Here is a 23,053-nt window from a genome sequence, read left to right on the forward strand (position 1 = left end):
ACTTACAGCTCCTCCACGCGCCGGATCAGTACCGGCAGCAGCCAGGTCCCGAGCACGCCGAGCCGGGCGCCGGCCTCGGCCTGCCGGTCGGTCAGGTAACGGACCGCGAGATCGACCAGGTAGAGCAGGGCGGTGATCTCGCGGGCCACCGGCGCCACCCCGAACGGGGCGAGCAACTCGTCGGCGCGGTGCACGGTCGCCTCGACCGCGGCCCGGGCGTCACCGGTGGACTGGATGCGTTTCTGCAGCTCATGGTGGATGGCGTCGAAGCCGAGCGGGACGCCGGTGGCGAACCGTTCCCAGTCCCAGACGAGCAGCGCGTCGGCCAGGTTCGCCATGTTCCAGGGCGCCCAGTCGCCGTGCCAGGCGCCGTACCGCAGCGCGGTCTCGCCGCTGTGCGCGGCCAGCACGTCCACCGCGGCGGCCAGCCCGGCGCCCTCCGGCCGCTCCGCGACCGCCTTGAGCCGGGCCTGCAACTCCTGCCAGTACCCGCTGCCGACCAGCGGCCCGGTGCTGTACCCGCAGCAGCCGGCCACGTCGAGCATCGCCGAGGTGAGCCGCCGCTGGGTCAGCGGGGCCCGCGGCAGCCAGACCGGCAGCGCCGACTGCACCAGCACCCGCATGCCCCGCCACTGCCCGGCGTGCAGCACCCGCGGCACGGTCAGCTTGGTGAGCTGGCTGTGGCCGAGCGCGGTGAGCGCGGCCGTCTCGGCCTGGACCAGGCGCCGGGTGAGCGGGCCGGTGCCGAGCTTGCCGAAGGCGAACGTGTCGCCGTCCGGACTGAGCAGCTGGAGCACCGGTTTGCGGTTGGCGCGGGCCGGGCCGATGTGGATGCTGACCGCCAGGTCGCGGCGCAGGGCGTCGCTCAGGTACCCGTCGATGCCGGCCGATACTGGGCCGGTGACCCGGATCCGGTCGCGGAACAGCAGGCCGGTGGCGCGGGTGTGCACGGCGGCTACCACGGCGTCCCGTTTCAGCCGGGCGATGCGGGACTGGGGTTCGGCGTACCGGCGGACGGCGGCCGCGGCGACCGCCGGGGAGAGCGTCGGGACCAGCAGGCGGGGCCGGTGCGCGTTCGGCACCACCAGGTACTCGGCGACCAGCGGCCCCGGTGTCCCGTCGGTCCGGCACGGCTCCGGATAGAGCTGCGCCATCACCTCGGTCAGATACTGCGTCCGTAGTGCGGCGTCGCCTGCCGTCAGTTCCGCAGGCGCGGTTCGAACCGGACTCAAAGATCGCTCCCCTCGATCGAGTTGCGCCAGAGCAGCGCGTAGGCCAGGAACATGAAGGCCAGAGGGGTGACCAGCGAGTTGTACCAGAGCATGGCGGAGAACGAGGTGACCAGCGCGGCGCTCCCGGCGATGCCGATCGGGCTGCGGTCGTGGCGGAAGCGCCACAGCCCGTAGGCGAAGAAGCCCAGATACCCGAGGGTTCCGGCCGCGCCGTGCGCGTAGAGCAGCTGCCAGAGCTGGCCGTTGCCGCCGACGGTGAAGTTGCCGCAGCGCTCGCAACTCGCGCTCTCCCCGACGGTGATCGAGTTGCGCCCGCCGAGGGTGTCGCGGGTGCCGCCGTAACCGATCACCGGCGAGCCGGTGAACCCGTCCAGAGCCTTGTCGATCAGGAACGACCGGACCCCGTTGGACTTGCCGTTGTCCAGCCGGGCCTGCACGGTCGTGCCGAGCGGGGTGGCGGTCACGGCGAGCGCCAGCAGGCCACCGACCACCGGCAGCAGGAGCAGGATCCACAGCCGGCCGGCCAGCACGTACCGGAGCGCCACATAGACCAGCAGCAGGCCGACGCCGATCCACAGGCCGCGGTTCAGCGAGGCGATCGCCGGCGCCACCGAGACGGCCAGGAAGATCACCGCGAGCAGCTTGCGGCCACTGCCACGGCTCGCCCAGGCGGCCACCACCAGCCACGGCAGCAGCAGACAGAAGTTGTTGCCCCAGGTGTTCGTGTAGCCCCACGGGGCGGCCGGGCGCGGCTTCGGGTCGCCGACGATGTCCATGATCTGCGCCGCGTACGGGTGCACCAGCGACTTCACGAACCCCTTGCCGCGCATGCCGCCCGGCAGCAGCCACTCCACCGGCGAGGTGAACTCGAAGTTCCCGGCCACCATGCCGAGCAGGCCGCCCAGCACGGTCACCACGAACATGCCGGCGAGCAGCCGCACCAGCCGGCGGCGGGACAGTTCCGCCTCGGTCAGGTTGCCGGTGTAGATCAGCAGGACCGTCAGGGACGCGTACATCGAAAGCTTGTAGACGACGGCGACCAACCGGTCACCCGCACGTTCCGCCACCGTGCCGGGCGGGTCCGCGCCCAGCGCGGCGATGCTCGCGACCACCGCGACCAGGAAGATCACCCACCAGACGAAGCCCGGCGGAAGACGCAGCGGACGGCCCGCCGCCCGGCGGCGCAGCAGCAGGAAGACCATCGGCACGGCGGCCATCGGAAAGATCAGCACGCCCAGGCCGAGCGCCCACCAGAGTGGGTAGAGCAGCAGGATCCCGGCGACCGGCCAGGACGGCAGCGATCGGTTCCTGGCGGTGCGGTGGGCGGGTCCGGCGGGAGCGAGGGCTTCGGCCGTGACCACTGTCACTTCTCGTCGCCGTCCGCGGCGCCCGCGCCGGAGAGGTCGATGACCGAGGTGGCGTTAGGGTCGTCGTCCTGGCCGCGCTGCCGGCCGGCGTAGGACAGCTGCTGGGTCGGGCTCTCCGCGCCGGTGTCGAGGACCGGCGGCAGGCTGACCGCGGGCGCCGCCATCTCGCCCGGGCGCAGCGCGGTGAGCCGGGGCATGACCACCGCGCCGAGCAGCTTGGTGCCGACTCGCCGCAGCTGCTCGGTCGCGTCGATCAGCGCGGGCCGGCCGGAGCGGCGCAGCTCGACGGCGAGGATGGCCGCGTCGGCGAGGCTGGCGAGGCTCTGCGCGTCGGCGCTGCTGCTCGTCGACGGCGCCTCGATGATGATGTATCCGCCCTGCTTGCGCAGCGTCTGGAGGGTGTCGCGGAGGCGCTGCGACTGCATCAGGCCGGCCGCGGTGGCCGCCCCGCCGGTGGTGATCACCCGCAGCGACGGGATGCGCGGGGTGCGCTGCAGGGCACGGGCCAGGGCGACCCGGCCGGCCAGCAGGTCGGAGAGGCCGGGCACCGCGGAGATGCCGAACATCCGGGCCAGCGGCGCGGCGTCGATCACGCTGTCCGGCAGGTGCGCGCCGATCAGGACCACGTCGCTTCCGGTACGGGCCAGCGCCGCCGCCAGGTTCGCGGCGACGAGCGTGCTCGCCGAACCACGGCTGGTCCCGGTCACCACGATGATCTGGTCGCCGTCGTCCAGGCTGGCCAGCACCTCGTTGCGCAGCCGGTTGAAGACGCGACCGCCCGGACCGTACGGCTGGAGCACGTCGTCGAAGTGCGGGGTGGTCCGCTCGTCCAGCGCGGCCAGCACCGGCACCCGCCCCCGGTCGCGCACGTCACCCGGTTTGACCAGCCGCCTGTCGAACCGTTCCCGCAGGTATGCCAGCCCGAGCCCAAGGAGCAGCCCGAGCATGCCGCCGGTGCCGACGTTGAGCCAGGTGTTCGGGCTGGTCGGCTCCTCCGGCAGCCGGGAGTCGCTGATGATGCTGCCGCCGCCGACCATGGTCGTGGTCAGCTCGTTGAGGCGCCCGGTCAGCGAGTTGAGCTGGTTCTGCGAGTTGTTGCGCAGGCTCTGCAGGTTGCCCTCGGTGGGGCTGCCTTTCGGGGCCACCGCCAGTTTCGCGTTGATCCCGGTGAGCATGCCGGTGAGCTGCTGCACCTTGAGGTTGAGTGACTTGATCCGCTTGTCGAGCTGGGCCCGGGCGGTCTCCTCGCGGTTGCGCAGGTACGCCTCGGCGAACGCGTGCGACCCGGCCTGGGCCTTCCGCGGATCGTCGGCCTTGAAGTTGATCACCAGGACGGTGGTGTTCGGCGGAACCTGCACCGACACCGACTTGGCCAGCTCGATCGGCGACAGGTCGCTGCGCAGCAGGGTGGCCGCCTTCACGGCGACCGCGCCGGAGCCGACCAGTTGCGCCTCGGTGTCCAGGTTGACGGTGCCCTTGGTGCGGCCGCCCTCGGCGTTGGTGTCCTGCCCGGCCGATTCGACGAGCACCGACGCGGACGACTCGTAGACCTTCGGCATGGTCTGCGTCAGGACCGCTCCGCCGCCGAGGCCGGCGCCCGTGGCCACCAGGGCGATCCACCAGTGGCGGCGGAACGCACCGAGGTAGTGCGACAGGTCGGACGAGGGGCGAGGCGGTTCCATCAGTCTTCGACGTCCCTTCCGGGAGAGAGGAGTGTGGTTTGGGCGTTTCGCCCCAGAGGTGCAACGCCACACTCCCGCCGAAAGTGACTGCCTAAGTCAGTTTGGGCTCCATCCAGCCGCTCTCGACCAGGAAGTTCAGCACCACGTCGACCGCTTCCGCGACGCTCATCGTGGTGGTGTCGACGGACAACTCGGCGTCGGCGGGTACCTCGTACGGGTCGTCGATGCCGGTCATGCCGCGCAGCTGACCGGCCCGCGCCCGGGCGTACAGACCCTTGCGGTCCCGGCTCTCGCACACCTCCAGAGGCGTGGCCACGTGCACCAGGATGAACCCGCCGCCCGCCTCCACGGCCATCTGCCGGGCCGCCTTGCGAGCCGCGTCGTACGGCGCGATCGGGCAGGCCACCGCCACCCCGCGGTGCCGGGCCACCTCGGCGGCGACCCAGCCGATCCGGCGGACGTTGCGGTCCCGGTCGGACTTGCTGAAGCCCAGCCCGGCGGTCAGCTCCCGGCGCACCACGTCCCCGTCCAGCAGGGTGATCGTGCGGTCGCCGGCTTCCCGCAGCGCGTCGGCCAGGTTGCGGGCGATCGTCGACTTGCCGGAGCCGGACAGGCCGGTGAAGAACAGCACCAGGCCGCGGTGCCGGCGCGGCGGCCGCACCCGGGCCAGCTCACGCGCGACGGCCGGCGGGGTGTGCCACTCGGGCAGTGGGAAACCCCGGTCCAGCAGGTCGTCGATCTCGCCGGGGCTCATCGCCAGACGGCGGTTGCGCGGCGGGATGTCGTCGCGCCAGCGCCACTGGCCGTCCCGGTTGTCGTAGGCGAGCTCGCGGGGCAGCAGCACGCGCAGGCCCGCCCCGGAGAGCGAGTCGCCGGTGGACAGCACGTGGGTCACCCCGTACGCGCCGGCGACCCGGGCCCGCAGCAGCGCGTCGCGCAGCTCGTCGCCGCGGGTGAGCAGCGGCACCGCGACCACCGTGGCCGGCGGCATCCGGTCGCGGGCCGCGAAGATCGAGCGGACCAGCGCTTCCGGCGGCAGTCCGTCCGGTCCCGGTCCGCTGACCGGGATCAAGATCAAGAGATGGGCCGCCAGGGTACGGGCGGCGTGCGCGATCTGCGCCAGCTGCGGCCGGTGCAGGGGCCGGTCGGCGATCACCCCGAGCACCCGTCCCGGTGGCAGCAGCGCCGTGACCTCCTCCGGTGTGCGGCGCAGGCGCTGGAACGGGCCGTGCCCGCCGTCGCCCATCCGCCGCACCGGGCCGCCGATGCCGAACCGGTTCTCCCCGGTCGGCCAGACGTCGGTCACCTCGATCGCGGCGACCGGCGCGCCCTCCGGGTCGGTCAGCACCAGGGTGCGGCGGGCCGGGTCGGCCGGGTCCAGTGCGGACGCCACCTCGCCGGGGATCTCGCAGGTCACCGGCACCGGCCAGGACTCACCGCCGGTCAACCGGCCGGTGCGCGCGACCGAGACCAGATCGGCGCGGCCGAGGAAGCCGGTCAGCGGGGTGTACGCCCCGGAGAGCAGCAGTTCGAGGTCGGCCAGCTCGTAGGGCCGAGGGGTGAAGGAGGGAGCATCCCGGAGCACGTCCTCGGGCAGTACCGAACCATTCACTTCGAATCCCCCTGCAGGTATTTGGGGGACAGTTTCCCAGGCGCTGTCGAGCCGGTCGAGTCGGGATCTCGGTCCCCTCCTGATCTTTCATCAGTGTTGACAAAAGCCACTTAACACCAATTCGGTCGGAAACCATCCGAATGCTGGACAAGATGAGATGATCGTCTGATACTCGGCCTTTGTGAGAAAGACCCGTTCCCGACTAGTGCATCTCGGCGTGCTGACCACCGCCTTCGCCATGTCCGTCGTCGTCACGCTCTCCTGGGCCTGGACCGGTGGCATCGACCAGCTCGGCGTCCCCTACCCGCCGCCGGCGTTCGTGGAGCCGCCCGTCACGGCGTCCATCCCGCCGCCGGGGCTGCCGGACCGGCTCGCGCCGTCCGCACCGCCGGACCGGCTGGCGCCGTACGAGCCCGCCCCCACATCGGATGCGCTGCCTCCCCGCCCGCCCGCGGCCGGCCGGGGAACCACCAAGGTGGTCCGGTTCCCGGGCGCGGCGTCGTCGAAGCAGCAGAACCGCGGCTGCAAGGTCGGGTCGAAGCTGGTGCCCACCTGCGGAATCCTGTGGGGCGTCGCCCCTGGGGCCCGCACCGAGGAACGGGGCGTCCGGGCGCTCGCCGAGTTCGAGCGCAAGACCGGCCGGCACCAGGCCGTCTTCCACGCGTACCACCGTGGCATCCGGCAGGTCTTCCCCACCGAGCAGGAGATCGCCATCGCCCGCGAGCCGGGCCGGGAACGGATCCTGCTGCTCAACTGGAAGCCGGAGAGCACCACCTGGGCCCGGATCGCCCGAGGCGACCGGCGCACCGATCAGTTCCTGGACCGGCTCGCCGTACACCTCAAGAAGAACTTCCGGGAACCGTTCTTCTTCGCGGTGCACCACGAGGCCGAGGATCAGGTACGGGAGCGGAGCGGCTCCGGGTACACCGCCCGGGACTACGCCGCCATGTTCCGGCACGTGGTGAAACGGCTGCGGGCCAAGGGCGCCACCAACGTGGTCACCGTGCTGGTGCACATGGCGTACGTGCCGCACACCACGAAGAGCTGGTTCCAGCACATGTACCCCGGTGACGACGTGGTCGACTGGATCGGCTTCGACACGTACTCCTACAGCGACCCCGGTTACGGCCACGGCGACTTCGCCGAACTGCTCAACCGGCGGTCGGCGAGCAGGCCCGGCTGGCCCGGCTTCTACAACTGGGTACGCGCCCGGCACCCCCGGAAACCGCTGATGGTGGCCGAGTGGGGCGTGTGGTTCTCCAAGCGCAACCCCGGTCACATGGCGGAGTTCTACCGCGAGGTCGGGCAACAGATCCCCCGGTTCCCGGGCATCAAGGCGATGGTCCACTTCGAGACGCCGGCCAACCACAAGGGGCAGGACTCGTCGGTCGACAGCACACCCGCCGCGCTGCGCGAATACCGCCGTCTCGGCAAACTCCCGGTCTTCCAGGTCTCGGTCCGCTGACCGGCCGGGCAGACACAAAGCTGAGAGCAACCTGAGAAACCCTGAGAACGGCTCAGGGGTTTTCCGGATCCACCGGCGTGCGCGGCCTCCATAGGCTGAGCCCGTGACCATCATCGTTACGGACGGGCTGACCAAGACGTACGGCGGCGGGGTGACCGCCCTCGCGGACCTGACCGTCGCCGTCGATGCCGGCGTCATCGGACTGGTCGGCGCCAACGGCGCCGGCAAGAGCACCTTCATCAAGATCATGCTCGGGCTGCTGCCGCCCACCAGCGGCAGCGTCCGGGTCTTCGACCTCGACCCGGTAACCGAGACCGACCAGGTTCGCGCCCGCGTCGGCTACATGCCGGAGAACGACTGCCTGCCCGGTGACGTCTCGGCCGCCGAGTTCGTCACCCACCTGGCCCGGATGAGTGGCCTGCCCAAGACCGCCGCCCGCGAGCGTGCCTCCGAGGCGCTGCGGCACGTCGGGCTCTACGAGGAGCGCTACCGGCAGATCGGCGGCTACTCCACCGGCATGAAGCAGCGGGTCAAGCTGGCCCAGGCGCTCGTGCACGACCCCGACCTGCTGCTGCTCGACGAGCCGACGAACGGCCTCGACCCGGCCGGCCGCGACGCGATGCTCGGCCTCGTTCACCGCATCGGCAACGAGTTCGGCATCTCCGTGGTCGTCTGCTCGCACCTGCTCGGCGAGGTCGAGCGGATCTGTGACTCGCTGATCGCCATCGAGGGCGGCCGGCTGCTCCGCGCCGACCGCATCTCCTCGATGACCGAGGCCTCCGACATCCTCGCGGTCGAGGTCGCCGACGGCACCGACGAGCTGGCCGCCGCCCTCGCCGCGGTCGGACTGACCGCCACCCGGGACGGGCGCATGCTGCTCGTGCCGCTGCAGTCGGATGCGGCGTACGACCGGATCCTGCGTGCCGTCGCCGACCTCGACCTCAACCTGCACCGCCTGGACCAGCGTCGGCACCGCGTGGCCGAGCTCTTCACCACGAAGGAGACCGCCGATGTCTGAGGCCGGCGTCATCCATGACATCGGATACCAGCGGTATTCGGGTCCCCGCCTGGGCCGCCTCGCGCTGCAACAGGCGCTCTACGTGCACGGGCTGCGCTCCGCCTTCGGGCTGGGCCGCTCCGCCAAGGCGAAGATCTTCCCCTGGCTGGTCTTCGGCATCATGCTGCTGGTCGCGGTGATCGTGGCCGCGGTCCGCGCGGTGGGCGGCGAGTCGATCCTGAGCTACACCTCGTTCGCCGACCAGATGAGTTTTCTGATCATCTTCTTCGTGGCGATCGTCGCGCCCCAGCTGGTCTCCCGTGACCTGCGGGCGGGCACCCTCCCGCTGTATTTCAGCCGCCCGCTGCGCGCCGCCGACTACGTGAGCGCCAAGTACGCCGCCATGGTCTCGGCGATCTGGCTGCTCCTCGGCGTCCCGCAGTTCGTGATGTTCCTGGGCGCCGCGTTCACCACCGAGGACGGCTTCAAGGGCGTGTGGAACGAGATCGGCGACCTGCTGCCCGGCTGGGGTTACAGCCTACTCTGGGCGCTGATGTTCGCCGGGATCAGCCTGCTGATCGCGTCCTTCACCGGCAAGCAGGCGTTCGCGGCCGGCGGCATCGTCGCGGTCATGCTGATGACCACCCCGATCGTCGGCGTCCTCGCCTCCCTGCCGAACACCACAGCGAACAGCCTGGCCGGCCTGGCCAGCCCGGTGTTCCTGATCGCCGGCGTCGGCGAGTGGCTGCGCGGCACCGGCGGGATGGAACTCGACCTCGGCCGGTTCGGGCCGATCTACGGCATCGAGGCGGTCTGCCTGATCGCCGCCTGCCTCCTGCTCCTGCTGGCCCGCTACCGGAAGGTGGCCTCGCTGTGACCACCCAGACCCTCCCGGCCGACACCCGGACCACCACCGGCGTGGTCGAGCTGAGCAACGTCTCCCGCTGGTACGGCAACGTGGTCGCGGTCAACGACATCTCCATGTCGCTGTACCCCGGCGTCACCGGCCTGCTCGGGCCGAACGGCGCCGGCAAGACCACCGTGCTGCACATGATGGCCGGGTTCCTCGCGCCGTCGCGGGGCACCGTCACCATCGACGGCAAGCCCACCTGGCGCAACCCGTCGGTCTACCGCGACCTCGGCCTGGTCACCGAGCGGGAGGCCGTCCACGGCTACCTGACCGCCCGCCAGTTCGTCACCGCCTGCGCCAAGATGCAGAAGCTGCCGGACCCGGCCGGCGCCGCCCAGCGCGCGCTGGAGCTGGTCGAGATGACCGGCGCCGCCGAACGCCGCATCGAGACCTTCTCCAAGGGCATGCGCCAGCGCACCCGGGTCGCGGCCGCTCTGGTCCACGAGCCGCGGGTGCTGCTGCTCGACGAGCCGTTCAACGGCATGGACCCGCGCCAGCGGATGCACATGATGGAACTGCTGCACTCGCTCGGCGACCGTGGCCACACCATCCTGTTCAGCTCGCACATCCTGGAAGAGGTCGAGCAGGTCGCCGGCCTGGTCCAGGTCATCGTGGCGGGCCGGCTGGCCGCCTCCGGCGACTACCGCAAGATCCGCCGGCTGATGACGAACCGGCCGCACGTCTTCGCCGTCCGCAGCTCCGACGACCGCCGGCTGGCCGTCGCGCTGATCGCTGAGAAATCGGTGGCCGGCATCGAGATCGACGCGACCGGCATGACCGTGCGGGCCGCCGACTACGGCAGCTTCACCCGGGCCCTGCCCCGCATCGCGCTGGACCAGGGCATCCGCCTGCACCAGCTGGTGCCGTCCGACGAATCCCTGGAGAGCGTCTTCTCCTACCTGCTGGAGGGCTGATGTCCACCGTCGCTATGATCACCGCGCGTGGGCTCTTCGGCCGCCGCCGGGCGCTGCTGCTCCTGCCGCTGCCGCTGCTGCTGATCGGCCTGGCCGCGATCTGCCGGGCGTACGGCGTGTCCCCCGACATGTGGGGCAACGCCGTCATCTACTCCCTCGGCCTGGCCGTGGTGCTCCCGGTCGTCGCCCTGATCGTCGGCACCGGTGTTCTCGGTTCCGAGATCGACGACGGCACGATCGTGCACATCCTGACCAAGCCGCTGCCCCGCCGCGACATCATCCTGGCGAAATACGCGGTCGCCGCCTCGGTCACCGCCGTCGTCTCGGCCGTGCCGCTGTTCGTCGCCGGCATCCTGGCCGGCTCGGTGAAGCTCGGCGCCGCCCTGGCTGCCGCCAGTGTCGTCGGAGCCCTGGCCTACTCCGCCCTGTTCCTGCTGTTCAGCCTGCTCAGCCGCCGCCCGGTGCTGCTCGGCCTGGTCTACATCCTGGTCTGGGAGGGCCTGCTCGGAAACTTCGTGAGCGGCACCAAGTCCCTCTCCGTCGGCCAGTACGTCGTCACCATCGCCGACAAGATCTCCCCGACCAACATCCTCGCCTCGTCCGTCGGACTGACCACCGCCATCGTGATGAGCGCCATCTTCACCATCCTGGGCACTCTGGCCGCCATCAACCGCCTGGGCTCCTTTAGCCTCGCCGGCGAGACCAGCTGACCCTCCGTCTTCACCCCCGGCCCGTCTCCCGCTCCCCCGGGAGGCGGGCCTTCGTGTTTCGGCAAGGCTGCTGACGGCCTGTGCTGACGAACAGCGCCTCTGTCCCGCTCCCCGATGACCGCACTGGTGATGATGCGTAATGGTGCGGTGCTGACCAATAGTGGCTACCGGACTTCGACGGGTGTGCAGGACAGCCGTGCGGCAACGCGCGAGTTGAGGGAATTGGTCGACGCGGGCGTCGTCGAGCAGGCCGGCACCCGAGGCTCCACGACGTATCAGTTGGCAGTCAAGCGCGATCCCGCTGCTGCCGGACTCACCGGCAACGAAGTGAAGATCATGGAAGCGCTCGGTACGGGGTCGCTGACCCGAGCCGAACTCGAGGAATCCACCGGCCTGTCGAAGGACCAGGTCCAGCATGCGCTGCAGACACTTCGGCAGAAGGGGCTCGTGAGATTGCTGGGCAAACCGCGGTCTCGTGTCGCCCGCTGGTCGCGGGCCTGATGAAACGGCCACGACGGGAGTCCCGGTCTGGACGGCTCGGCATCGTCCTCCCGCAGCGGAGACGAAACGGAACGAGCCCCGTTCCCTGAGGGAACGGGGCTCGAAGGACGTGCCGAAGGGGTCAGCCGGTGTTGCGCATGCCGGCGGCGATGCCGTTGACCGTGGTCAGCAGGGCGCGTTCCAGCGCCGTCGAGTCGGACGGGCCGCGGCGGGCGCCGGGGGCCGTCGGGAGCTGGCGGCCGGTGTCGCCCAGGTCGCGGTACTGGCGGAGGAGGGCGACCTGCAGGTGGTGCAGCGGCTCCAGGTAGGTGTCGCGGACGCCCAGGGTGCGGGACAGCTCCGGCTGCGAGGACAGCAGTTCGGCGCCGCCGGTGATGGCGGTGACCTCCTGGACGGTCAGCGCGTACTCCTGCTCGATCTTGGCGAAGATCGGGTGCAGGTTCTCCGGGACCAGGGTCTCGACGTAGCGGCGGGCGATCGACAGGTCGGTCTTGGCCAGCATCATCTCGACGTTCGACAGGAACGTGCGGAAGAACTGCCAGTGCTCGTGCATGGCGTCGAGTTCGCCGCCCTGGCCGGCGGCGCGGACGGCGGCGAGGCCGGTGCCGACACCGAACCAGCCGGGGACGATCTGCCGGGTCTGGGTCCAGCCGAACACCCACGGGATGGCGCGCAGGCCGCCCAGTCCGGCGTCCGCGTTGGGGCGTTTGGCCGGGCGGGAGCCGATGTTGAGGGCGCCGAGCAGTTCGGTGGGGGTGGCGGCCCAGAAGTAGGCGGCCAGGTCCGGGTTCTCCACCAGTGAGCGGTACTGGGTGAACGCCGCGTCGGAGGCGGTGTCCATGACCGCGTCCCACACCTTCAGGCGGACCGGGTCGACGGAGATGCTGGTGTGCAGCAGGGTGGCCTGGAGGACCGCGGCGACGGTCAGTTCCAGGTTCTCTCGGGCCAGGGCGGGCACGGTGTACTTGTCGGAGATGACCTCGCCCTGCTCGGTCACCTTGATCGCGCCGTCGAGCGTGCCGTACGGCTGCGCCAGGATCGCCTCGTGGGTGGGGCCGCCACCACGGCCGACGGTGCCGCCGCGGCCGTGGAACAGGCGCAGCCGCACACCGTGCCGGGCCGCCACGTCACGCAGCGACCGCTGCGCCTTGTGGATGCGCCACTGGCTGGTGGTGATACCGGCCTCCTTGTTGGAGTCCGAGTACCCGAGCATGATCTCCTGCACGTCGCCGCGGGCGCGGACGATCTCCCGGTAGGCCGGCAGCGACAGCATCTCGTCGAGCAGGTCACCACCGGCGTCCAGCTCGGCCGGGGTCTCCAACAGCGGGATGATGTCGACCTGGGCGCGGCCGGTGTGGATGTCGATGAGACCGGCCTCGCGGGCCAGCACGGCGGCGGCGAGCACGTCGTCGACGCCGAGGGTCATCGAGATGATGTACGACTCGATGACGTCCTCACCGAACCGGGCCTGCGACGTGCGGATCGTGTGGAACACGTCGAAGGTCTTGCGGGCCGAGTCGGTGAGCGGGGTGTCGGCGTTGGACAGCGGCCGCCGCCCGGTCAGCTCGGCGGCGAGCAGCTTGGTGCGGGACGTCCGGTCCAGGGTGGCGTAGTCGTCGACCTCGCCGATCTGGGCGTACATCTGCTGGAGCACCTCGTGGTGCTTCTCGGCGTGCTCACGGACGTCGAGGGTGGCCAGCTGGAGGCCGAACGCGGACGCCTGCCGGATCGCGGTGGACACCACGCCGACGGCGGAGAGCTGGCCGGAGTTGCGGGCCAGCGACGCCCGCATCAGCTCGAGGTCGCTGATCAGCTCGTCGCTGCCGAGGTAGTCGCGGCCGGCCACGTGCGGGGTGCCGTTGACGAGCCGGGCTCGGGTGTTCTCCAGCTTCGCCTTGATCGCCCGGATCTTGAGGCGGTACGGCTCCTCGGCGTTGACCCGGCGGAACCGCTGCGGGATCTCGGGCAGGTTGTCGAGGTCCTGGGCGAGGCTGGCGGACAGGTCGAGGGACACGCCACGCAGCCGCCGGGAGACCGACAGCTCGTCGATCAGGTTGTCCATCGCCTTCTCGGTGGCCTGGATGCCGTGCTCATGTTGGATGAGCAGGACCTCGCTGGTGACCTTCGGGGTGACGAACGGGTTGCCGTCGCGGTCGCCGCCGATCCATGAGCCGAAGGTGAGCGGCTTCGAGGTGGGCGCGGTCTCCACGCCGAGCCGGCGCAGCGTCTCGGCCAGGTCGTCGAGCACCTGCGGGGCGGCGTCGGCGTACAGGTCCTTGAGGTAGTAGACCGCGTTGCGGGCCTCGTCGGTCGGGTCCGGCCGGTCCAGGCGCAGCTCGTCGGTCTGCCAGAGCAGGTCGATCAGCTCGGCGAACCGCTTGGTGGAGACGGTGGTGTCGGTGGCGCCGTACAGCGCGGCGGCGGCGGACTCGGCGTCGAGCGAGTCGGCTACCTGGCGCAGCTTCGACAGGATCGAGCGGCGGGCGGCCTCGGTGGGGTGCGCGGTGAAGACCGGGCGGATGGCGAGGCGGCGGGCGGCGGCGGCGATCTCGTCGGCGGGCACGCCCTTCTCGGCGATCCGCTTGGCGGCCTGGTCCAGCCAGCCGCCGTTCTTGGCGCGGCGGCGGCGCAGGTCGCGGGCCCGGTGCACCTGCTCGGTGATGTTCGCCAGGTGGAAGTACGTGGAGAAGGCGCGGGCCAGCTTGGTGCCGGTGGTGATGTCCATGGCGGCGAGCCGGTCGGCGGCGGCCGGGGCGTCCTGGCGGACCAGGGCGCGGATCTCCTCGACCAGGTCGAGAAGGGGGCGGCCCTCCTGGCGGGCCAGGGTCTGACCGAGCAGCGTGCCGATCCGGCGGATATCGGCACGAAGTTCTGCGTCGGGACCCTCTGGCTCGAGTTGGGCAGGCTGCTCTGTCATCGGGGCGCTCCTTCGCTCGGATGGCTCCAGGACGGCGCTGTCCCGACTTCGCCGATGTTATCGGCGTGGCCCGGTCAAGGGGTGAATTGAGTCAAGAGTCTCATGACCCGGTCAGGGCCCGTGCATAGGCCGGGTACCACTGACCTGCGGGCGGGGCGCCGGCGCCGCACGCGCCATCGGACTCCCCGGGACGTTTCACCCAGAGGTACGCGTCGACGAGCGGCAGCCCGGTCCGCAGCGTCGGGGTCGCCCCGAGCCGCCGTCCGGGCGGGTTGCACCAGCGCCGGACGCCCTTGGCGAGGCGGAGCGGCCCCCATCCGTTGCGGCTGGTGTCGATCACGAAGTGCCTGCCGCCGAGGAGGCGGGACAGCGTCGTCCCGTACCGCACGTTGTCGGCGGTGGTCTCGAAGTTGGCGACGTTGAGGGCGAAGCCGCGGGCGCGCGGCGCGCCGGCTCGGCGCAGGGCCGGCGCCATCCGGGCCGCGGGAACCCATCCGGGATGCCCGGCGTCCAGGTAGACGGCGACGCCGGGCTGCGCCCGCAGGGTGTCGATCGCGTGCGCGAGCAGCGCGAACCGGGTGGCGGTGGCGCGTGGCCCGAGGCAGCCGGAGGCGGCGTGCGCGACGGCGTCCGGTTCCAGGATCACCAGGGCGCGGTGCCCGCGCAGGGCGGCGGCCATCGAGGAGATCCATCGCCGGTACGCCGGACCGCCGCGCGCCCCGCCCGAGGAGTACCCCCGGCAGTCCCGGTGGGGGATGAAGTACAGGGTGAGCACCGGCAGCCGGCCGGCCGCGTTCGCGGTGGCGACCAGGTGCCGGGCCCGGTCCGCGAACCCGGCCCGCGCGTCGGTGAACCAGGTCGCCGCCGGCTGCCCGGCGATCGGCTGGAGGGCCGCCGCCTCCCGGTGCCGCCCGGCCGACCGCAGCGCGCGCACGTGCCGCTGGGCCAGCCCGTTCGGATCGACGTAGAGGGCGGTGGCCGGCGTGGGCGGCGGCACCACGATCGGGGCGGGGGCCGCCGGGTCGCGCAGCAGCAGGCCGCCCGCGGTGACGCCGAGCAGGGCGGCCAGCGTCAGCGCCAGACGGCTTCGGTTGCGGTGCCATGCCATCCGGTCAGCGCACCCGGACCCAGCGGGCGACCGACGGGATTCCGTTTTCGTCCACAAGGAACAGCATGTACCAACCTGAGGGGATAAGTCCGGATTTGGGCGGTACGGTCACTCGCACGCCGCTCTCCACCCGGGTCAGGCCGAGCGCGACCGACCGCTGGTCGACGTCCGTGACATGGGTGACCGCGCTGGGGCGGACCAGGCGCGCCGACGTGATCCGGGACGCCTGCGGCGTACCGAAGAAGGCATTCGATCCGCGCTCCACAGTGACCGGACCGCCGGTGATGGTGGGCCGCTCGCCCTTGAAGAGGTAGGGCGGGCTGTAGATCTCGATCCGCTGCTCGAAGGTGCCGGCGTTCTCGCCGGACTTGTCGTAGAGCGGATCGCCGCCCATGGTGATCACCCGGCCGTCCGGCAGCAGGATCGCCTCGGCGTGGTAGTTGCGGCCGACCGTCGAGTCCGCCGCCTTGTCGAACGCGTTGCGCCCGGGGTGGTAGATCTGCGAGTTGAACAGGTCGCTGCGCGGATCGCCCCGGTACGGGCCGCCGCGATAGCCGGACGAGCCGCCGGTGGTGAGGACCGTGTCGTCCGGCAGCAGCACCGTCGACAGGTAGCGGGCCGGTTTCGGCAGGTCCGGGCCGGGCCGGTAACGCGGGTTCTTCTCGTCGAGGTCGGCGATGTCGGTCCGCGCCGTGGACTCCTGCGACTCGCCGACGCCGCCCCCTCCGAAGATCATCACCTTCTGCTCCTGGGCCGGCGCCAGCAGCACCGACGAGCTGGTCTCGTTCATGTCCGCGTCGCGCAGCCCGGGCACGACCTGGAAGGTGTTGCGCCGCACGTCCCACAGCCCGGGGGTGCGGCCCTCGGTGTCCGAGCCGTACCCGGAGTTCGACCCGGAGTAGAAGACCCGCCCGTCGCCCATCAGGTGCAGGCCGGGGTAGGTGGGGAAGTACCGCTTGAGCTCCGGCGCGGCCACCCAGCGGCGCTGCGCCGGCAGGTACCGCTCGTTGCGGCCGGGCAGGATCCGGCCGAACTGGTCCAGGCCGGAGACGGCGATCACGTCCCCGCTGGTCAGCCCGATCAGCGTGGGGTACCAGCGGTGGTCGCGCATGTCCCCCGTGCGCACGTAACGTTCGGTCAGCGGGTCGAACTCGTAGGAGGTGCGGTCCCCGCCGTACTCCTGCTTCTCCCTGGTGATCTTCTCGGCGACGCCGTAGAGGTTGCGGGCGGCCGGGCCGGTCAGGCCCTCGATCGAGTACTGGGCGGGGGACTTCACCACCGGCCGGTCGCCCTTGGCGACCGCGTCCACCCACACCTCGGCCTCGCCCGCGTGCACCATGGTGTGCGCGCCGTGGGTGATCTTGCGGGCGGCCGGGACGGTCACCGCGGACCGGGTCCGGTACACCTCGCCGCCGGCCGACCGCAGCCGGGCGCCCTTCGGGAAGATCCGCGGCCCGCCGTCCGGCGACTCGTTCTTGATCTTCATGACCCCGGCGGCGTGCTCCACGTCCTCGGCGAGCACCTCGTACGACTTCGTGCCCCCGGCCACCAGCAGTTTCCCGTCCGGCAGGAAGGTGTGCCCGGCGCAGAACACGTCCGTCGGCGTCGGCACCTCGGTGAACTCGTCCTCGACGGGGTCGTAGAGCACGGTCCGGAACGACTTCGCCTCGAACGCGTCCCGGTTGTTCCCGCTGCCCGCGATGATCAGCACCTTGCCGGTGTGCAGCAGGGCCGCGTGGATCGCGTTGACCTTGAAACCCTGCGGAACCGGCAGCCGGGACCAGAGCCCGTAACGTTCCTTGTAGGACTGCCTGGTGATCTGGAACTCGTGCAGCGCCTCGGCAGCGACCGCGACCATCGGCCGGTTCGCGATCGCCACGACGGCCAGCACCACCAGCGTGACCAGGCCGCTCGTCAACCGGCGAGCGAGGGTGGGACGCGAGCGGGGCTTCATCGCGGGGTGTCCTTCCATTTCTGCAGCCGCCACAGGGCGACCGGGGCGAGACAGATGGCGAGGTTCAGGGCGGGCCAGGCGTACATCGCCGGGTCGACGTGGTCGACGAACGGCGAGACGGTCAGGAGGACGGCGTACAGGGCCGCCCAGCGCAGTCCGGGCGCGAACGTGGCGAGCCGGTCCGGGCTCGTCGAGTCGCCTTTCGGGGTCACCACGAAACCGGTGGTCCGGCGCAGCGCCGCGGCGATCAGCGAGGAGACGTAGACCGGGGTGCAGAGCGTCGAGGCGAGCATCCCGGCCAGCCCGGACGACCCGGACTTCTCGTGCGGGCTGACGTTGTGCCGCCGGTTGAACAGGTACAGGCCGACCTGGAACAGCGCGGCGTCCACATAGAGCATCAGCCAGACCTCACCCGGCACCTGGACGCCCTTCGCGCCGAGCAGCAGGAAGCAGGCGGCGTTCACCGCGCCGAGCAGCCATGCCAGCGCGGTCAGCGGGTAGTACGACATCAGCAGCGCGTAGTGCAGCGACCGGGCCGGGCCGAGCCGCCACAGCATCCCGGCGAAGTTGCGGACCACCACCTCGTCGGTGCCGCGGGACCAGCGGTGCTGCTGGGTGAAGAAGTCGGTCCAGGACGACGGTCCCTCACCGACGGCGAGGACGTCCGGGGTGTAGACAGAGGCCCACCGCCGGCCGGTCGCCGGATTACGGGTGGCGTGCACCGCGAGGCTGGTCGCCATGTCCTCGGTGATCGAGTCCTGGAGGCCGCCGATCTGGTCCAGCGCGGAGATGCGTACCGCGTTGTTGGTGCCGACCAGCATGGCGATGCCGCGCCGGTTGCCGGCTCGCTGGAGCAGCGAGTGGAAGAGGTACTGCTGCGACTCGGCCCAGCGGGTCACCCGGTTGTCGTAGTTGCCGTAGATCTGCGGCCCGACCACGAACGCCACGTCCGGGTCACGGAAGTAGCCGAGCAGCCGCTCGCAGAGATTCGGCTGCGGGACGTGGTCCGGGTCGACGGAGACGAACACGTCGTACTCGCCGCCGTGCGCGGTGAGCCAGGAGTTGTAGTTGCCGTGCTTGGTCTTCGCCTTGTAACGGCCGGCGGCGGTGTTGAACTCGGTGATCCCGCGGCGGGTGAAGTGCCGGACGCCGAGCCGCCGGCACATCAGCTTCACCACCGGGTCGTCGCCCTCGTCGAGCAGCCACACGTCGTACCGGCCGTCGTACCGGACCTGGCGGGCGGCCCGCAGCGTCCGCTCGACCATCTCCACCGGCTCCTTGCCCGGCACGATCGTGGTGAGGAACGCGACCCGCAGCCCGGTGTCCGGCACGACCGGCTGCGGATCCCGTGCCCAGAGCGTTGCCAGACACAGGGTCACGACGTTGACCAGCCGGAACAGTTCGATCGCCGCGGTCGCCGCGATCATGAAGGCGGTGGCCAGATAGAGCATCGTCTGCAGGCGCTGGTCCGGCATCTCGATCGAGGTGACCAGCCAGCCGAAGAATGTGCTCTCGAACGCGAAGGCGAACAGCGTGATCAGCAGGGTCCGGATCGGACGGCGACGGGCCAGGCGCCGCATCCGCACCCGGTAGCCGTCGCCGTCCTCGGGCGCCGGCTCGGCCGGGCCGGCCAGCACGCTGTACGCGCTGTAGGCGGACTGCCGTGGCAGCAGATGCGTGCTGCCCATCTCGTCGGCCGGCATCGGCACGCTGCCGACCGGTGGGCGCTGCGGTGGGACCCTGGGGGCATGCTGGGTGGCCCCGGGGTCCGGGGTGTGCAGGATGCTCATCGCTCAGACGCTCGAACCAGCTGAGCGGAAAAGTATGATACGCACGTTGCCTCCCCATGTGTTGCGTGCAACGTTCGGGCACTCTTCCATGGCTGCTCGGCCCACATGTCGGACATGCTGTGCGATAAGGCGCGCGGTGCGGGTTCTGTCGGTGTGTCGGACTAAGCTGAGGGGCACACCCCCGTCCTCACATGGATCGGGGCTGTTCGTCGTGCCCTCAGGGGGTCTTCTCGCATGCAACTCTCCGGCCTGATTCCTGCCGCCCTGCGCGATCGCGGGCTCGCACGCGCGCGCGACCTCGCGGCGAAAGGCTTCGTCGATTCCGACTCGCTCGACCTGACCGCACCGGTCTCGCTGCGGCCGTTCGTGGTCGCCACCGTCGCCGGCCCGGCCGACGTCGGCGGCGCCGGCCGGCCCGTCCTCGCGGTCACCGCCACCTCCCGCGAGGCCGACGACCTGGCCGATGCGCTGGGCTGCCTGATCGACCCCGACCTGGTCGCCGTCTACCCGTCGTGGGAGACGCTGCCGCACGAGCGACTGTCCCCGCGCTCGGACACCGTCGGCCGCCGCCTGGCCGTGCTGCGCCGCCTCGCCCACCCCGGTGGGCGCCCGCTCAAGGTCATCGTCGCGCCGGTTCGGTCGGTGCTCCAGCCGCAGCTCAAGGGCCTCGGCGACCTGGAGCCGGTCGAGCTGGTCACCGGGCGCGACGCGGAGCTGGAGGGGGTCGCGCGCCGGCTCTCCGACATGGCGTACGCGCGGGTCGATCTCGTCACCAAACGCGGCGAGTTCGCCGTCCGAGGCGGCATCCTGGACGTCTTCCCGCCCACCGACGAGCACCCCTCGCGTGTCGAGTTCTGGGGCGACACGGTCGAGGAGATCCGCACCTTCGCGGTCGCCGACCAGCGCACCATCGACAAGGTCGAGCGTCTCTGGGCGCCGCCGTGCCGTGAGCTGCTGCTGACCGCCGACGTCCGGGCGCGCGCCGCGGAGCTGGCGGGCCGGCACCCCGAGCTGGCCGAGATCCTCGACAAGCTGGCCGAGGGCATCCCGGTCGAGGGCATGGAGTCGCTGGCCCCGGCCCTGCTCAGCGGCACCGACAGCATGGAGCTGCTGATCGACTGCATGCCGGCCGGCACCCACGTGCTGCTCTGCGACCCGGAGCGGATCCGCACCCGTGCCCACGACCTGACCCGGACCTCCGACGAGTTCCTGGAGGCCTCCTGGGCGGCGGCCGCGGTCGGCGGTCAGGCACCGATCGACGTGGGCGCCGTCGCTTTCAAGACCCTCGCCGATGTGCGAGCGCACGCGGCCGTTCGCCAGCAACCCTGGTGGACCCTCTCGCCGTTCGGCCTGGTCTCCGCCGAGCCGGCCGCGGAGGCCCTGCCCTGGGAGGACAGCGCCGCCGTCGAGGTCGCGCCGGATCTCGGCGACGCCGTCGCGCTGGCCGCCCAGCCGGTCCCGCTCTACCACGGCGACACCGGCCGGCTCGCCGCCGACCTGGCCGGCTGGGCCGGGCAGGGCTGGGCGATCGCGCTGGTCTTCGAGGGCAAGGGCACCGCCCAGCGGGCCGCCGAGGTGCTCCGGGACGCGGGCCTGGGCGTCACCCCGGTCGACTCGATCGCCGCGCCGATCACCGACGGGCAGCTGCTGATCACCTGCGGCGGGCTGAACCACGGTTTCGTCGACGAGGCGTCCCGGCTCGCCGTGATCACCGGCAACGACATCTCCGGCGGCCGCGGCGCGTCCACGAAGGACATGCGCAAGATGCCGGCCCGGCGGCGCAACACCATCGACCCGCTCGAGCTGAAGACCGGCGACTTCGTCGTGCACGAGCAGCACGGCATCGGCCGCTACATCGAGCTGGTGCAGCGCAAGGTCAACGGCGCCGACCGCGAATACCTCGTGCTCGAGTACGCCGCCTCCAAGCGCGGTCAGCCCGGCGACCGGCTCTACGTGCCCACCGACCAGCTCGACCAGCTCTCCCGTTACGTCGGCGGGGAGTCACCCACGCTGCACAAGATGGGCGGCGCCGACTGGCAGAAGAGCAAGGCCCGCGCCAAGAAGGCGGTCAAGGAGATCGCCGCCCAGCTGATCCAGCTCTACGCCGCCCGACAGGCCTCCCAGGGCCACGCGTTCGGCCCGGACACCCCGTGGCAGCGGGAGCTGGAGGACGCCTTCCCCTACACCGAGACGCCCGACCAGATGGCCGCGATCGTCGAGGTCAAGCAGGACATGGAGCTGCAGGTCCCGATGGACCGGCTGATCTGCGGCGACGTCGGTTACGGCAAGACCGAGATCGCGGTGCGGGCGGCGTTCAAGGCCGTGCAGGACGGCAAGCAGGTGGCCGTGCTGGTGCCCACCACGCTGCTCGCCCAGCAGCACTTCAACACGTTCACCGAGCGGATGAGCCAGTTCCCGGTGCAGATCCGGCAGCTGTCGAGGTTCCAGACGCCGAAGGAGACCACCCTCACCCTGGAGGGCGCGGCGAACGGCACGGTCGACATCGTCATCGGCACCCACCGGCTGCTCGCCAAGTCGACCCGGTTCAAGAACCTCGGCCTGATCATCGTGGACGAGGAGCAGCGGTTCGGGGTCGAGCACAAGGAGCAGCTCAAGGCCCTGCGCGCCTCGGTCGACGTGCTGACCATGTCGGCCACCCCGATCCCGCGGACCCTGGAGATGGCGATCACCGGCATCCGGGAGATGTCCACCATCGCCACCCCGCCGGAGGAGCGGCACCCGGTCCTCACCTACGTCGGCGCCTACGACGAGAAGCAGGTCGCCGCCGCCATCCACCGCGAGCTGCTGCGCGACGGCCAGGTGTTCTACCTGCACAACCGGGTCGAGTCGATCGACCGGGCCGCCCGTAAGCTGCGCGAGCTGGTGCCGGAGGCGCGGGTCGCGGTGGCGCACGGCCAGATGAGCGAGGAGCAGCTCGAGAAGGTGATGGTCGGCTTCTGGGAGAAGGAGTTCGACGTCCTGGTCTGCACCACCATCGTCGAGTCCGGCATCGACATCCCGAACGCGAACACCCTCATCCTGGAACGCGCCGACCTGCTCGGCCTCGCCCAGCTGCACCAGATCCGCGGCCGCGTCGGCCGGGGCCGCGAGCGGGCGTACGCGTACTTCCTCTACCCCCGGGAGAAGCCGCTCACCGAGCACGCCCACGAGCGGCTGGCCACCATCGCCCAGCACACCGAGCTCGGCGCCGGGATGTACGTGGCGATGAAGGACCTGGAGATCCGCGGCGCCGGCAACCTGCTCGGCGGGGAGCAGTCCGGCCACATCGAGGGCGTCGGCTTCGACCTGTACGTGCGGATGGTCGGCGAGGCGGTCGCCCAGTTCAAGGGCGAGCGTCCCGAGGAGGAGCCCGAGGTCAAGATCGACCTGCCGATCGACGCGCACCTGCCCACCGAGTACATCTCGGTCGAGCGCCTGCGCCTGGAGATGTACCGCAAACTCGCCGAGGCCCGCGACGGCGCCCGCCTCGACGAGGTCGTCGCCGAGATGAACGACAGGTACGGCGAGCCCCCGGCCCCGGTGGTCAACCTGATCGCGGTCGCCCGGTTCCGTCAGCTGGCCCGCGCCTACGGCCTCACCGACGTGTCCCTGCAGGGCAGGCACATCCGGTTCTCCCCGCTGCCGCTGCCCGACTCCAAGCAGATGCGCCTCAAGCGCTACCACCCCGACTCGGTCTACAAGACCGGCGCCGATCAGGTCAGCGTCCCGTGGCCGACCACCCGCCGGATCGGCGGCGAGCCGGTCCGCGACCAGGCCCTGCTTCAGTGGTGTGCCCAGCTGCTCAAGGATGTGCTCGGCGAGGTGCCCGCCCCGGTCCGGGCCTGATCACTTCGCCGGTGGCGGTGCGGTGGTGCGGCCGGCGGTAAGGGTGAT

At 71.2% G+C, this 23,053-nt stretch carries 15 protein-coding genes; 7 read left to right on the forward strand and 8 right to left on the reverse strand.

Annotated features, from left to right (window positions below):
* Positions 1-2: 2 nt before the first annotated feature.
* The 4 genes from Aut01nite_RS04835 to cysC all read right to left on the reverse strand — a co-directional run bounded on the left by Aut01nite_RS04835 (position 3) and on the right by cysC (position 5,893).
* Positions 3-1,232: a hypothetical protein gene (locus tag Aut01nite_RS04835; protein WP_043522145.1), complete on the reverse strand. Its 1,230-nt coding sequence runs from the start codon at positions 1,230-1,232 to the stop codon at positions 3-5.
* Positions 1,229-2,599 (reverse strand): hypothetical protein, encoded by a 1,371-nt coding sequence (locus tag Aut01nite_RS04840; protein WP_239124592.1) that lies wholly within the window; start codon positions 2,597-2,599, stop codon positions 1,229-1,231. The genes Aut01nite_RS04835 and Aut01nite_RS04840 overlap by 4 nt, the downstream gene beginning before the upstream one ends.
* A complete protein-coding gene (locus tag Aut01nite_RS04845; RefSeq protein WP_043522143.1) occupies positions 2,596-4,281 on the reverse strand; it encodes a Wzz/FepE/Etk N-terminal domain-containing protein in 1,686 nt (561 codons plus the stop codon). Before Aut01nite_RS04845 ends, Aut01nite_RS04840 begins: the two co-directional genes overlap by 4 nt.
* 91 nt (positions 4,282-4,372) lie before the next feature.
* On the reverse strand, positions 4,373-5,893 hold the full coding sequence (gene cysC, locus Aut01nite_RS04850; protein WP_043522142.1) for an adenylyl-sulfate kinase: 1,521 nt from the start codon (positions 5,891-5,893) through the stop codon (positions 4,373-4,375).
* A 181-nt stretch (positions 5,894-6,074) separates the two neighbouring features.
* On the opposite strand from cysC, the gene Aut01nite_RS04855 reads away from it, so the two are divergent.
* The 6 genes from Aut01nite_RS04855 (at position 6,075) to Aut01nite_RS04880 (ending at position 11,390) form a co-directional block, all read left to right on the forward strand.
* Entirely contained in the window at positions 6,075-7,358 is a 1,284-nt protein-coding gene (locus tag Aut01nite_RS04855; protein WP_236642491.1) for a glycoside hydrolase family 26 protein, read from the forward strand.
* A gap of 103 nt (positions 7,359-7,461) precedes the next feature.
* Complete coding sequence (locus Aut01nite_RS04860) at positions 7,462-8,376, forward strand: ABC transporter ATP-binding protein (RefSeq protein ID WP_043522140.1); 915 nt, start codon at positions 7,462-7,464, stop codon at positions 8,374-8,376.
* Positions 8,369-9,232 (forward strand): ABC transporter permease, encoded by an 864-nt coding sequence (locus tag Aut01nite_RS04865; RefSeq protein ID WP_043522139.1) that lies wholly within the window; start codon positions 8,369-8,371, stop codon positions 9,230-9,232. Before Aut01nite_RS04860 ends, Aut01nite_RS04865 begins: the two co-directional genes overlap by 8 nt.
* Positions 9,229-10,179: an ABC transporter ATP-binding protein gene (locus tag Aut01nite_RS04870; protein WP_043522137.1), complete on the forward strand. Its 951-nt coding sequence runs from the start codon at positions 9,229-9,231 to the stop codon at positions 10,177-10,179. Before Aut01nite_RS04865 ends, Aut01nite_RS04870 begins: the two co-directional genes overlap by 4 nt.
* Positions 10,179-10,889 carry an ABC transporter permease gene (locus tag Aut01nite_RS04875; RefSeq protein ID WP_043522136.1) on the forward strand — a complete coding sequence of 237 codons (711 nt, stop codon included), beginning with the start codon at positions 10,179-10,181 and terminating at the stop codon, positions 10,887-10,889. Before Aut01nite_RS04870 ends, Aut01nite_RS04875 begins: the two co-directional genes overlap by 1 nt.
* 114 nt (positions 10,890-11,003) lie before the next feature.
* Complete coding sequence (locus Aut01nite_RS04880; RefSeq protein ID WP_043522135.1) at positions 11,004-11,390, forward strand: MarR family transcriptional regulator; 387 nt, start codon at positions 11,004-11,006, stop codon at positions 11,388-11,390.
* Between the two features lie 121 nt (positions 11,391-11,511).
* Here Aut01nite_RS04880 and ppc read toward each other — a convergent pair whose 3' ends face one another.
* The 4 genes from ppc to Aut01nite_RS04900 form a co-directional block, all read right to left on the reverse strand.
* On the reverse strand, positions 11,512-14,307 hold the full coding sequence (ppc, locus tag Aut01nite_RS04885) for a phosphoenolpyruvate carboxylase (RefSeq protein WP_043522133.1): 2,796 nt from the start codon (positions 14,305-14,307) through the stop codon (positions 11,512-11,514).
* Positions 14,308-14,407: 100 nt separating this feature from the next.
* Complete coding sequence (locus tag Aut01nite_RS04890) at positions 14,408-15,415, reverse strand: glycoside hydrolase family 6 protein (protein WP_043522132.1); 1,008 nt, start codon at positions 15,413-15,415, stop codon at positions 14,408-14,410.
* 4 nt (positions 15,416-15,419) lie between these two features.
* Positions 15,420-17,369, reverse strand: a complete 1,950-nt coding sequence (gene glxA / locus Aut01nite_RS04895; protein ID WP_043522131.1) for a radical copper oxidase GlxA — start codon at positions 17,367-17,369, stop codon at positions 15,420-15,422.
* Positions 17,366-19,159 (reverse strand): glycosyltransferase family 2 protein, encoded by a 1,794-nt coding sequence (locus Aut01nite_RS04900; RefSeq protein ID WP_236642490.1) that lies wholly within the window; start codon positions 19,157-19,159, stop codon positions 17,366-17,368. The genes glxA and Aut01nite_RS04900 overlap by 4 nt, the downstream gene beginning before the upstream one ends.
* 234 nt (positions 19,160-19,393) lie before the next feature.
* Between Aut01nite_RS04900 and mfd the strand changes: the two genes are divergently transcribed.
* Entirely contained in the window at positions 19,394-23,005 is a 3,612-nt protein-coding gene (mfd, locus tag Aut01nite_RS04905; protein ID WP_043522130.1) for a transcription-repair coupling factor, read from the forward strand.
* Positions 23,006-23,053: the final 48 nt, after the last annotated feature.

The sequence above is a fragment of the Actinoplanes utahensis genome, assembly GCF_016862455.1.
Lineage (GTDB): Bacteria > Actinomycetota > Actinomycetes > Mycobacteriales > Micromonosporaceae > Actinoplanes > Actinoplanes utahensis.